The organism is Alkalibacterium sp. f15 (genome assembly GCF_049389645.1).
Lineage (GTDB): Bacteria > Bacillota > Bacilli > Lactobacillales > Carnobacteriaceae_A > Alkalibacterium.
This window is the reverse complement of record NZ_CP186540.1, coordinates 2,550,734-2,564,493: the sequence shown is the minus strand read 5'-3', so window position 1 is coordinate 2,564,493 and position 13,760 is coordinate 2,550,734. Positions and strand designations below refer to the sequence as shown.

Annotated in this window: 9 protein-coding genes; 3 read left to right on the top strand and 6 right to left on the bottom strand. The window is 45.9% G+C overall.

The window, feature by feature from the left end; translation table 11 throughout:
* Nucleotides 1-86: 86 nt before the first annotated feature.
* Nucleotides 87-443 (top strand): hypothetical protein, encoded by a 357-nt coding sequence (locus ACO1PF_RS12015; protein ID WP_423189296.1) that lies wholly within the window; start codon nt 87-89, stop codon nt 441-443.
* Nucleotides 444-1,231: 788 nt separating this feature from the next.
* Entirely contained in the window at nt 1,232-2,587 is a 1,356-nt protein-coding gene (locus ACO1PF_RS12010; RefSeq protein ID WP_423189295.1) for an FAD-dependent oxidoreductase, read from the top strand.
* A gap of 174 nt (nt 2,588-2,761) precedes the next feature.
* On the opposite strand, the gene ffh is transcribed toward ACO1PF_RS12010, so the two are convergent.
* Genes ffh through rnc form a run of 6 tightly spaced genes read right to left on the bottom strand, consistent with a single transcriptional unit; the run spans nt 2,762 to nt 10,906 of the window.
* Entirely contained in the window at nt 2,762-4,192 is a 1,431-nt protein-coding gene (gene ffh / locus ACO1PF_RS12005; RefSeq protein WP_423189294.1) for a signal recognition particle protein, read from the bottom strand.
* Between the two features lie 7 nt (nt 4,193-4,199).
* Nucleotides 4,200-4,547, bottom strand: coding sequence for a putative DNA-binding protein (locus ACO1PF_RS12000; protein WP_423189293.1), 348 nt, complete (start codon nt 4,545-4,547; stop codon nt 4,200-4,202).
* Nucleotides 4,548-4,590: 43 nt separating this feature from the next.
* On the bottom strand, nt 4,591-5,718 hold the full coding sequence (ftsY, locus tag ACO1PF_RS11995; protein ID WP_423189292.1) for a signal recognition particle-docking protein FtsY: 1,128 nt from the start codon (nt 5,716-5,718) through the stop codon (nt 4,591-4,593).
* Between the two features lie 41 nt (nt 5,719-5,759).
* Nucleotides 5,760-6,572 (bottom strand): Cof-type HAD-IIB family hydrolase, encoded by an 813-nt coding sequence (locus tag ACO1PF_RS11990; protein ID WP_423189291.1) that lies wholly within the window; start codon nt 6,570-6,572, stop codon nt 5,760-5,762.
* A gap of 18 nt (nt 6,573-6,590) precedes the next feature.
* On the bottom strand, nt 6,591-10,151 hold the full coding sequence (gene smc / locus ACO1PF_RS11985) for a chromosome segregation protein SMC (protein ID WP_423189290.1): 3,561 nt from the start codon (nt 10,149-10,151) through the stop codon (nt 6,591-6,593).
* Nucleotides 10,152-10,201: 50 nt separating this feature from the next.
* Nucleotides 10,202-10,906 carry a ribonuclease III gene (gene rnc, locus ACO1PF_RS11980; RefSeq protein WP_423189289.1) on the bottom strand — a complete coding sequence of 235 codons (705 nt, stop codon included), beginning with the start codon at nt 10,904-10,906 and terminating at the stop codon, nt 10,202-10,204.
* 860 nt (nt 10,907-11,766) lie between these two features.
* Between rnc and ACO1PF_RS11975 the strand changes: the two genes are divergently transcribed.
* Nucleotides 11,767-13,689, top strand: a complete 1,923-nt coding sequence (locus ACO1PF_RS11975) for a right-handed parallel beta-helix repeat-containing protein (protein WP_423189288.1) — start codon at nt 11,767-11,769, stop codon at nt 13,687-13,689.
* The last annotated feature ends 71 nt before the right edge of the window (nt 13,690-13,760 follow it).

The following is a 13,760-nucleotide window of genomic DNA, read 5'->3' as shown; positions in this document are numbered from 1 at the left end:
ATGGGAGTATTCCCTTCCCTTTTCAGTCTTTTTCACGTAACGAAACAGCACGTTATGATATAGTAAAAGTAAACGGAGTGAGTGAAATGACGATAGAGGATCATGACTTTATAATGAGCCAGATAAAAGGTTTTGCCAGAGGCATTGGTGTCCTTCTAGAAATATCTTCTCTTAGAGAACTATTGAAGCTGGAATTTTCTGTAGACGAAGACTTGTCAGACCGAGAAATCGAATCGATCATCTATACAGCCAGAATCGAAAACTACATCAACAAACGCATACTTACTCAAGAAGAACTCGAAAAAATGCTGGGCATCCCTCCCGCACAAGTGAATAATTTAATAACCACCACCGAAAAAGCATCTGAGGAAGAACTCGAGCTACTGAAAAAACTGGTTGAAGAAGAACAATATTGGATCGATCCGTACGAAGACTGGAATTAACAACTATTTAGTAGATCGAGTAGTTTTTACGGTCATATAATTTTTGGTGAAATCTTATAGTACAGTATTTCTAGAAAAGATTCACACCAATCATTACTGGAGAATACCTTACTCCTTCAGAGCCATGTTGCCTGTCTGCTTGCAAGTTCGGTAAATAGCTGTTTAAGTGTGTCTATAACTTACCGAATCGGGGAATATTCGGTAAGTTGACGCTTCAACGGTTATTTAACTTACCGAACTTGGCTCAACTTCGACACTTTGAGAAGTTTTGTGCTCTCCTAAGTACCGAACGTGCCTTCATTCGGTAATTAGGAGAGCTTTGATCAGTCTAACGACCGAACCTAGCCAGACTTCGACACTTTGAGATGAAGCGTCTTTCGCTAATTACCGAATGCCACTTTATTCGGTAATTAGCGAAGTGAAATAATCTCCAAAGTACCGAACTAAACTGAAACCAGTTAAAAAATCCCATAAAGAAAAGCAGCCGAGATAAGTTCTCGCCTGCTTTTTTTTCGAAATCAGCTTTGATACTAACCGTTCTGTTTGATGAGTTTAGTTAGTGGACCTCTTGTGTATTTGCATAACCATCATGCTGTCCCAACCTTTCTTGGTAAAGATGAGGAGGATTTAGAAAAAGTGATATCCATTATTTTTTAATGTACTCAAGGACTTAAGTATTTAAATAAAAGTCTTGAGCGTATTACTTCAAATAGTAGTGGAATTTTGTTAGAATGCGCAAAGATGTGGTTATTTATACATATCTTTACTAAAATAGGAGGAATTTGTAAATGAAATTTATCGTTGTTGGAACGTCCCATGCTGGTTATGAAGCAACCGAGACGCTGTTAAAGGAAAACCCGGATGCTGAGGTGCATTTATATGAACGTGGATCTACCGCGTCGTTTTTATCCTGCGGAATCCAAAGTTACTTAGAAGATGTCAGCAAAAATGCTGATCAGCTTCACTATGCGACAGCAGACTCTTTTAAAGAACAAGGGGTAATCGTCCATATGAACAGTGATGTTGTGGGGATAGATCCAACTGAAAAAACCATCACAGTTAAATCCGAGGATGGCGAATCAGAGAAAAGCTACGATAAGTTATTTCTTTCTCCTGGAGCGATGCCTCTTGAATTGCCAATTCAAGGGACTGACCTGGAAAATGCTTTCTACGTCCGTGGACGTAATTGGGCTGAAAAAATCAAATCCCGTATGGCACAGTCCAAAAAAGTCGTTGTCGTCGGTGGCGGTTATATTGGAATTGAAGTCGTGGAAGCTTTCTCAAAAGCTGGCATTGAAGTGACTGTCATTGATCTACTGGATCGTGTGTTGAAAACCTATCTGGATAAAGAATTTACGGATGTCCTAGAAGAAGAGATGCGCAAGGCAGGCATCAATGTCCGTACAGATGAAATGGTCAAAGAAATCGTCGGTGAAAACGGTGAAGTGAAAAAAATCATCACCAACAAAGGCGAATATGAAGCAGATACAGTCATTCTTTCTGCGGGTGTCCGACCAAATACCAAATGGCTGGAAGGCATTGTGGAATTGGACACAGACGGTACAGTCGTTGTGAATGAGTATATGGAAACATCCCAAAAAGATATCTTTGCAGCAGGAGATGCCGTTAAGATTCCATTCGCTCCAACAAACGGCAAGAAACTGATCCCTTTAGCATCAAACGCCCGTCGTCAGGCAGCTATTGCGGCAAAAAATATGAGTGATAAAAAAATGGAAATGCCTGCAGTTGCTGGTACTTCCGGTCTGTCTCTCTTGACACATAAATTTGCTTCAACTGGTGTCAAAGACATTGACAGTGAATCAGTGATGGCTGAAGTTGACAGTAAATATGTGGAAGAAAAACTACGTCCAAAATTCATGGGAGATGACGAAAAAGTCCTGATGAAAGTTCATTTTGAAAAAGACAGTCACCGTATCGTGGGTGCACAATTGATGTCAACACATGATATCACCCCTGCCATCAATACTCTTTCTGTTGCTATAACAGCTGGATGGACATTGGAGCAGTTGTCACTTGCAGACTTCTTCTTCCAACCAGAATTTAACCGCCCTTGGAACTTTCTTAATGTTCTTGCACAGCAAGCATTAGGAGAAACCTACGGCAGCGACAATATGTTATTCTAATCGTTAAAAAAAATTTTTGTCACTAAAAAAACTTCCCTTCCATGGTACGCAGACATGGAGGGGAAGTTTTTTTGTTGTAACTGTTTCAAATCAGTAGAAGGAAATAAACAAATTTAAATAATAAAAAAGCAGACGAAAACTTACATCGTCTGCTTTTTCAATATCGTATTTTTGTTATTTCTTACGTCTGATTTTTTTCTTTTTCTTATGGGTATTAGTTTTTGACATGCCGTTCATGGCCATTTTACCAAGTTTACCTTTGACTCCGCCACCGAGCATTTTTTCCATTCCGCCCATGTTGCCTTTAGACATTTTACCCATCATGTCTTTGGATTGTTTGAACTGTTTGATCAGACGATGAACTTCCGCAATGTCACGCGCAGACCCTTTAGCTATACGGCGACGACGTTTCTGTGACAAGAGTTCCGGATTTTCCCGTTCTTCTGTCGTCATGGACATCACAATGGCTTTCATATGCGCCATATCTTTCGGATCTACTTCCAACTTGTCCACACCAGGCATCTGGTTCATGCCGGGGATCATTTTGATAATGTCTTCAAGTGGTCCCATGTTCTGCATCTGGTCCATTTGTTCGATAAAGTCGTTGAAATCATAACGATTCTCACGCATTTTCTTGGCCATTTCTTCCGCACGGTCTTCATCGACTTCCTGCTGGGCACGTTCGATTAAAGTCAGGATGTCTCCCATGCCTAAGATACGGTTAGCCATACGATCTGGATAGAACGGTTCGAAGGCATCCAGCTTCTCGCCGGTACCTGTGAACTTGATCGGTTTGTTGGTAACGGCACGAATAGAAAGTGCTGCACCACCACGTGTGTCTCCGTCTAATTTGGTCAGGATGACACTGGTAATATTTAATTGTTCGTTAAATGAATCAGCCACATTGACTGCGTCCTGCCCAGTCATGGCATCAACGACTAAGAAGATTTCATGCGGGTTAACGGCCGACTTCACGTCTTCCAGTTCATGCATCAATTTTTCATCGATGTGTAAACGACCGGCCGTATCAATGATCACGACGTCACGGTTTTGCGCTTTCGCTTCTTCGATCCCTTTTGTAGCAATCTCTACCGGGCTGACCTGATCGCCCATGCTGAAGACGGGAATATCAAGGTCGCGACCGATTGTCTGGAGCTGGTCGATCGCAGCTGGACGGTAAATATCCGCCGCAACCATCATTGGTTTCTTGTTTTCGTGTTTACGAAGATAGTTGGCTAGTTTACCGGCAGTGGTTGTTTTACCTGCCCCTTGTAAACCGGTCATCATGTAGACGGTTGGACCTTTACCTGGTTCAGCGAAAATAATTTTCTCCTGTTCGCTACCCATTAATGCCGTTAATTCGTCATTAACGATCTTGACCACTTGCTGTCCGCCGTTCAAACTACCGAGAACTTCTTCTCCCATTGATTTTTCACGAACAGTTTTCACAAAATCTCTTACTACTTTATAGTTAACGTCAGCCTCGAGTAAAGCAAGTCTTACCTCGCGCATCACGTCTTTGACATCTGCTTCGGTTACCTTTCCTTTTTTGCGTAATCCGGAAAAGGCATCTTGCAGACGACCGGTTAAACCTTCAAATGCCATCTTTGGTTCATTCCTCTCTCAGAGTCTCTAGATTAATTGCCTGGATATATTCAAGCAACTGAGTATCTTTCTTGTAATGTTCTTGTACGTACTGGCTTAATTGTTCCACAGCTTCTTGCTTTTTCTCGAAGTCTTCAACGAGATGCAGTTTTTCTTCATAATTAGTTAAGATCGCTTCTGAGCGTTTGATGTTATCGTACACTGCTTGACGGCTCACAGAAAAGGCATCGGCGATTTCTCCCAATGAGTAGTCATCGCCGTAATAAAGCTGCATGTATTCCTGTTGTTTGGAAGTGAGCAGCGGACGGTAAAATGAGAATAACCGATTCAACCGTAATGTTTTTTCGAGTTCCATTGGATAATCTCCTTTTCGATTGCACAAATGTCCATTTTATAAATCAGTTAGTCTGTGCGATCAATTCTTTGAATAATCCGGAAGCAAACTTCTCTGTATCGAATGGGTGCAGGTCGTTCATCGTCTCGCCCAAGCCCACAAATTTCACAGGGATACCGAGTTCTTTCCCGATGGCCAGGACGATCCCACCTTTAGCCGTTCCGTCCATTTTAGTTAAGACGATACCGGTCACATCAGTGGTTTCTTTAAATATCTTAGCCTGGTTCAAGGCGTTTTGCCCAGTTGTTGCATCCAGTACCAGCAGTGTTTCGTGCGGGGCATCCGGAATTTCTCTGGAAATCACGCGTTTCATTTTTTGGAGCTCATTCATTAGGTTTTTCTTGTTTTGTAAACGTCCGGCCGTATCGATCAGCAATATGTCAGCACCTGACTGTTTTGCCATTTCGATACTGTCATAGACAACGGCCGCAGGATCGCCGCCCTGTTTCGTTGAAACGACTTCAGCACCGACACGGTCTCCCCAGATACGGAGCTGTTCGATCGCACCGGCACGGAACGTATCTCCGGCTGCCAACACGACTTTCTGCCCTTTTTCAATATACTGATGGGCCATTTTAGCGATCGTAGTCGTTTTACCGACCCCGTTCACACCGACGAACAAGACAACCGTTAAACCGTCCTTGTTTTCATTGAACACATGATGATCCGGATTCGTTTCCCCATACATATCGACCATCGTCTTCACGATCACACGTTGAGCATCTTTCATGCTGCGCATGTTCTGTACCTTTGCTTCATAGCGGAGGGTATCGGCGATATACATCGTCGCCTCGAAACCAACGTCTGATTCGATGAGCAGGTCTTCCAGTTCTTCAAAAAACTCTTCATCTTCATAACGGAAGTTGGCCAGGAGTTCATTTAACCGGCGCGTAAAACTTACGCGGGATTTTTTTAGTCCTTTTTCGTATGGGTCTGCTACCGGTTTGTCGCTTATCGTTTCGGTCGTTGACTCTTTCGCAACGGTCGGTTCGCTGACCTCGCTGATCTCAGCGACCTTACTGTCTTCACTGACTTCGCTGTCTTCACTAATTTCACTAACTTTACTGACTTCAGGTTCTTGTTTTTTCTCAGTACCAGTAAAAGCTGATTTGATCTTATCAAATAATCCCATGATGGATTCACTCTTTCTATACCTTATTTATCTTAATAAAATTAGTTTAACACATATTTCTCTATAGCATAACCGACGCCGTGCTGATCGTTGGTCTTGGTAACGATCTGAGCGGCATCTTTGACCAGGTCGATCGCGTTTTCCATAGCCACACCTGTACCGGCACGCAAAACCATTGCTAGGTCATTTTCCTGATCGCCGATCGCCATCATGTCTGAAACTTTGATATCTAAGATCTCTGATAAGAGGTCCAAGCCCTTACCTTTGTCGATGCTTTTAGGCATGAACTCAAGTAGTTGAGGACGGGACTTGATCAAGTTATAGCGTTCACGATAGATCGCCGGGATTTCCTTGATCTTCTGATCCAACTCTTCCTGATGCCAGCAGTAAACGATTTTATTGACTGGAAACAATTCAGGCAAGTCCATCATATTGATCGGTTCAAACGGCAAGGCATGCATCACTTCAGGATAGAGCGACGGTTTTCCTATCGGATAAGGCGGTGCGTGGACCACGTCCAAGTCGATGAAGTTACACGGTAACTCCAAGTCCTGACTGAGTTGGTAGATATCCAACGCATCTTCCTTTTGAAAAGTGATTTGACGGATAGATTCGCCCGTTTCGGTCCACTGCACCAGACCGCCGTTATACGTCAGGGCGATATCCCCTGGTTCGGTCAAGTTGCAGGCTTCTAAAATGTGCAGCATTGCTTTCAAGGGACGTCCTGTCACCAAGACGATTTTTACCCCTTGTTCTTTGGCTTTTCTAATGGCCTGTTTATTTTCTTCTGAAACTTCATGTTTGCTGTTGAGTAAGGTGCCATCCAAATCGATGGCGACGAGTTTGATCGACATAGTAGCCTCCGTGTTCTTTTATTGTGTGACGGTCTGTTCAATATCCTGCAGATGAACAGAGACGAGTCTGGACACGCCTCTTTCGCGCATCGTTACGCCATAGAGGGAATCCGCTTCTTCCATCGTCCCTTTACGGTGAGTGATGACGATAAACTGTGTATCTGCCGCAAATTCCTGTAGGTAGCGGCCAAAGCGCGTCACGTTCGCTTCATCCAAGGCTGCTTCGGCTTCATCCAAGATACAAAACGGGATCGGCTTCACTTGGATAATGGCAAAGAGTAAGGACAAGGCCGTGAGTGCGCGTTCGCCCCCGGACAATAGACTCAACGATTGCAGCTGCTTGCCTGGTGGTTGAGCGATGATCTCAATGCCTGACTGCAAGAGATCGTCCGGATCCGTTAAGCACAGTTCCGCTTTCCCGCCACCAAACATGCGTGGGAAGGTCAGCGCGAACTGTTCTTTGACCTGACTGAAGGTCTCATAGAAACGACGCTTCACTTCGATATCCATCTGATCCATGGTGTCGTATAAACTTTCTTTCGCTTCCAGCAGGTCTTTCTGTTGGGTGGCCAGGAAATCATGGCGTTCTGCCACGCGGTCATACTCCTCAATGGAAGCCAGGTTGACCGGTCCGAGTTCTTCGATGCCGCGCTTCAATAATTTCACACGTTTCTGCGTGCTTTCGCGGTCAATATTATCCGGCTGGTTGAGCTTCGCTTCTTCATAACTCATCGTGTATTCTTCCGATAAATAGTCCAGCAGGAAATCGATCGACACGTCAAGACGCGACTGGGCAATGTCCAGCTCGTTCTTGTTACTGGTGAGTTCCGATTTGTACTGGATGGCATATGACACTGACTCATCCAATCGGTTCACTGTTTCATCCAGTTCCGTGTGTGTGGCTTTGAGTTCACTTTCCTGTGCTTTCAGTTGAACAGCTTCTTTTTTAAGTGTGATCAGTTTTTCACCGAGATCTTCTTTGGATTCCAGCTCCACCCCTGCTTCCAGTTGGGTGAGCTCGGCTCGGGTATTTTCAACCGAGGTCTGGACGTCTTTGCTTTGTGACGCAATGCTTTCACGTTTGGAACGCGTTGATGCTAATGTTTCGCGATGGGCGTTCCATTCTTCGCTGAGGGTGTCACGTTCTGCTTCCAAGCGGATTTTTTGAGCCTGTTTATCCTCTTTTTCATTGGTCAGCTGATCCAGCTCTTGTTTCAAATGCTCAAGGTCGGTTTCAGCACGCGTTCGTTTTGCTTTGACATCCACTAGGTCGGCTTTGACCTGTGTTGCTTCTTTTTCTGCTTCTGACTGTTCATAACGTAACCCTTTATACTCACGTTCCAAACGCGAGACGGTTTCTTGCAGGCTCGAGGCCACTTGTTCAAGCTGGCGTTCTTCCAGCCGGATATCTTCACCCGATGTACGCAGCTCTTCCAGTTCTTTGGTGAGGGCGTCGATCGTTGCTCTATCGGCTTCGCTTTCTGACTCTCGCAGGGCAACGGTTTTTTCAAGTTCATCGATTTCGATGCGCAAGGCTTTCTGTTCTTTCTTTTGAGAGAACAGATGGGCATTGGAGGAACGTTTACCTCCACCCCCGGTCATCGAGCCACCCGCGTTCATCACGTCGCCGTCTAAACTGACGATACGTACCGAATACCTTAAAGCTTTCGCGATGGCATTGGCTGAATGCAGGTCCTTGGCAACGACGGTCTGACCGAGCAAGTTTTCCATCACGTTTCTGACATTATCGTCAAAGTGGATCAAGTCACTGGCGATACCGATAAACCCATCCACTTCTTCAGCGGTCTGTCTCATCTGCGGGGAAACAAACCGTTTTTTTATAGTTGTTAAAGGTAAGAACGTTGCGCGACCCGCTTTTTTGTTTTTCAAATACGCGATCGCATCACGTCCGGCTTTTTCATCTTCCACGATCACGAACTGACTGGCCGCACCTAAGACGATGTCAATGGCTTCAGTCACGTCCGTCGGCACATCCATCTTGTCCGCGACGGTACCGACGATGCCTTGGAGCGTGTCTTTCCCGCGCATCACGGCTTTAACGCCCGCGAAATACCCGGCATAGTTCTCCTGCATCTCCTTGAGACTCGCCTGTTTGGCTTGGGCCCGCTGGAGCTGCTGGTTCAGTTGACCGAGACGATTGGCTTGCTGTTTGTAAGAAGCCTGAGTGTCAGCCATCTGTGTTTTCTTAGATGTATAGGTGTTCAGTAGTGAGTCGATCTCTGTTTTAATGGTTTCTAGTGCTTTTTCTTTACCTGAGTGTTCAGTTTTAGCCTCGCTCAGTTTTTCAGACACAGCCGCGATACTTTTTGAGTGTTTTTCAAACGTACCGCTGACCTGCTGGAGCTGACGTGTCAAATACGTCTCTTCATTCCTCAAAGACGTCTTGCTCTGCATCGCTTCAATGTAATCTCCGCGCAGTTGCTCGATAGCTTCTTCTTTATTGCCCATCAAACGTGTCAAGCGGTCGTCGTATTGTTTGACCGCAGCTTTCAGTTCTGCAACTTTGTCGGACTGTTCCTGATACGTCGCTGCCAACGCATCGTATTCAGCGGTCAAGGCTTCCAGACGTACTTCTTCTTTTGTGAGACTGGCCTGCTTTTCATTCAAGAAAGCGTCCTGGTGACGTTCTTTCTCTTCGACTAGGCGAAGCTGGGCTTCCGTCCGCTCGAGTTGCTGCACAGACGTGATCGTTCGTGCCTGATGGCTCTCGCGCTTGTCTTCGATCTGATGCAGGGTGGCGCGTTTTTCCTTGAGTTCACTTGACTCGCGGTCGATCTTGGCCTGCACGCGTCTCAAGTCTTCATTCAATGTTTCAACTTTCGTCTGGTTCTCCTTTTGATCACCGGCATACTGGTCGATCTTGAGAACGGATAAGGCAATATCCAGATCCGTCAGTTCTTCTTTTTGCGAGACAAAGGCCTGAGCAATGTCTTTCTGTTGCTTCAGCGGTTCCAGTTGCGCATGCAATTCATACAAAATGTCCTGCACCCGGTCCAGATTATCCTGGGTCTCAAAGAGTTTGCGCTCGGCTTTTTCTTTTTGCAGCTTGTACTTGAAGACACCGGCGGCTTCTTCAAAGATAGCGCGGCGGTCTTCCGCTTTACTGTTAAAGACGGCTTCGACTTGTCCCTGACTGATAATGGAAAAAGATTCTTTTCCAAGGCCCGAGTCCATAAACAGATCCACAACGTCTTTCAAGCGACAGTTCTCTTTGTTGATGAAGTAGTCACTGTCACCGTTACGGTTGATGCGGCGACCGATGCTTACTTCTTCAAAATCGATCGGCAAAAAGCCATCAGCGTTATCAAGGATCAGCGTCACTTCCGCAATGTTGATCGCTTTGCGGGAATCTGTACCTGAGAAGATGATGTCGTGCATCCGTCCCCCACGCAAGGTCTTCGCAGACTGTTCACCCATGACCCACCGAATGGCCTCGATGATATTCGATTTTCCACTACCGTTCGGGCCAACCACAGCCGTGATCCCATCGGTGAAATCGATGACGGTTTTATCGGCAAATGATTTGAACCCTTTGATTTCTAATTGTTTTAATTGCACGTCTAACGTCTCTCCTCTCTAGCATTCAAAATCTTTTGAAAAATCAAACACTAGGACTCGATCGATTCTTCTAAACTGATCAAAGCTTGTTTCGCCGCTTCTTGTTCGGCTGCTTTCTTGGACTGGCCAGCGCCGCGTCCAAAGGAGTCGCCTTCCACAAACACCTCGACCACAAACTCACGCTTATGATCCGGTCCAAGTTTATCGACCACTTTATATTGAATCGTCACAACACCATTCTTTTGCAGTAATTCCTGTAAAGCTGTTTTGTGATCCATCCCATGAGAGAAAGCACCGGAATCAATTTTTGGAAAGAGGATCTCTCTTAACACCTCAAGCACAACGTCCATTCCCTGGTCGACGAATACCGAGCCGATAAAGGCTTCGAACACATCACACAAAAGTGACGGACGGTTTCTCCCGCTCATCTGTTCTTCCCCTTTGCCGAGTCTTACAAACTCGTGTAGGTCGTACTCTTTCGCCAGCATAGCTAAACTTTCCGCACGCACGATCGACGCACGCATACGCGTCAGTTGGCCTTCAGGCTGGTCCGGGTATTTATTGTACAGGTGGTCGGATACTGTCAGTTCCAGCACCGCATCGCCGAGAAACTCCAGGCGTTCCAAATTTTTGATATTCTGTTCACGATGATCATTCGCATAGGATGAATGGGTAAACGCTTCGACCAGCACTTGCTCGTCATTAAACGTCACTCCAAACGTCTTTTTCACATGGTCCACTAATTTCTTTGTCATTTTTACTTCCCTCCTTTACGAAAAACACTATACCGCCTAATTATACTTGATTTCATGCGAAAAATAAACAAGGGAGTGCAAGGAAAATAGCTATTCCTCTCCCTGCTTTGAGTTCAGGTTGTGACCAGAACAAGAAAAACACGTCAGCTAGGACTTGATTTGATCGAAATCAGTATGAAGGGATGCTTTTTTTGAAGTCAGTGACCACTGGTGAGTGCTTCATGAATGAGTGATCCCTTATGAAAAAAGTAGTGCCCACCGAGCGGGTCTGGATGCTGGAGCTATCCCTATGGAGGCCCGGTAGTACCCGCTCGGTGGCGGACACGTTTTGAGCGGGCACTAAAAGCACTCTCTACTGGCCGCTCACGGATGTTTACTGTTTGAGTAGTCACTATAAGCCCCTTGTAGGTCCTACTCAGAATCCGCTCTACACTGACTGGTCATTAACAAGGGGGTCTAATGCTCGCTGGTGAACGGTCACTCCATGAGTGGGCACTACTCGAACCCGCTAGATCCCGCTCATGCATCGGTCTTTGTTGAGCGGGCACTAAAAATCAGGATGGGGAAAACTCAGAATAATCCATCACCGAGTGAGCACTTAGTATCGCCGTCAATAAACTAACCGGCCCTTTATAACGGTCATACTCGCCGGTCGGCGAGTATGCTCCCTTTAACCTTTATAATGATGTGGAAACTGACCGCAGCCGGTCAGTTTCATCGAATCAATATTTTTTGGTGTCCACTTACCTATTATATAGAAATGAAAATCACTAATATTGTCCGACGAAACACGAGTGGCTGCCTGTCATCCCTTTTTTGTAAGCGTTATAATTATCTGTAAAGACAAGGAGGAATGTATTTTGGTATTTGATTATCACGTCGCACAGAACGGTTCGGATCTAGGACAAGGAACAAAACAGGCTCCGTTCCTGAGCATCAACAAAGCTGCTTCTTTAGCTGTTGCAGGAGACACGGTCATTGTTCACGAGGGTATCTACCGGGAATGGGTCAAACCACAAAATCCCGGCCTGAGCAATAAAAGACGCATCACTTATAAAGCCGCTGATGATGAAAAAGTGGTCATCAAAGGTTCTGAACAGATAAAAAACTGGGAGCAGCTGGACGGTTCGGTCTGGAGAACGGTTATTCCCAACAGCTTCTTTGGTAACTACAATCCTTTCAAGGAAAAGATATACGGTGACTGGGTCGTTTATAATCCGGGCCGACACCTGGGAGACGTCTATCTAAACGGCAAGTCTTTCTACGAAGCCGAAACATTGGATGAAGTAAAAAATCCTGTCATCAAAGAGGAAGCGACAGAATTCTGGTCACGCGTAACTGTTCCGGCACATGACCCTGAAGGTCAGAAATTTGTCTGGTTTGCGGACGTCGACGAAGCAAGTACGACGGTCTATGCCAACTTCCACGACTATGACCCCAATGACGAGTTGACCGAAATCAACGTGCGTCAAGCGTGTTTCTACCCTGAAAAGACAGGCATGGATTACATCACGGTCCAGGGCTTTGAAATGGCTCAGGCCGCCACCCCCTGGACGCCTCCGACTGGTGACCAGCCAGGACTTATCGGTCCGCACTGGAGCAAAGGCTGGATTATTGAAAACAATGACATCCACGATTCTAAATGCAGTGGCATCAGTTTGGGAAAAGAAATTTCTACCGGAGATAACTACTACACTAAACGTCAGGACAAACCCGGCTACCATTACCAGATAGAAACCGTCTTTGAAGCCTTGAAAGTTGGCTGGAGCAAAGAGACAGTCGGGTCACACATTGTCCGAAACAATACCATCCATGACTGCGGTCAAAACGGTGTGGTCGGACATCTTGGCTGCATCTTCAGTGAAGTGTCCCATAACCACATCTACAATATCGCCATCAAACGTCAGTTCTACGGACATGAAATTGCCGGCATCAAGCTGCATGCGGCGATCGATACCCAGATCCACGACAACCGCATCCACGACTGCACCTTAGGCATCTGGCTAGACTGGCAGCTGCAAGGCACACGCGTCAGCCGAAACCTGTTTTACCGCAACAACCGCGACCTGTTCGTCGAAGTAAGCAGCGGGCCGTTCCTGGTCGACCACAATATCCTGACTGCCGACTATGCCCTGGACAATCACGCTCAAGGCGGCGCCTACGTCAACAATATCGTCAGCGGCCATATGGAACACCGTAAGATGCTCGACCGCTCTACCCCTTATCACGAACCGCACAGCACGGATATCAAGGGCTTCTCACAAGTTTACGGCGGCGATGACCGCTGGTTCAATAATATCTTTATCGGCGAAGAGGGCGTCGATGAAGTGGGCACCTCTCACTATAAGGGCTACACCACCTCACTGGAAGAATATATCGGAAATATCCATGGTGAAAAAGGCAGTGATCACTCAGCCTTCAATGTCGTCGAGCAGCCGGTTTACATTAACAATAACGCCTATCTGAACGGTGCCCTTCCCTTTGACCGTGAAGAAATGAATCTCGTTTCAGAACACGATCCCAAGATCAAGATTACTGAGGAAGGCAATGACGTTTTCCTTGAATTGGATCTTCCTGATGACTTTGAAGAGCTGAAAGGCGACATACAGTCAACAGACACACTGGAACGGGTCCGACTGACCGATGCCGAATTTGAAAACCCGGACGGCAGTGACGTTATCTTGAATAAAGACCTCTTAGGTAATATCAAAGAGGGACAAACAGTCTTAGGCCCCCTCTCTCAGCTGAAGAGGGGTAAGAACCGCATCAAGGTTTGGGGTTAAGCGATTCATCAAAAAAAGTGTACCGTCACTGTTTGAGCAGTGACGGTACACTTTTTTCATTTTAGGATTGC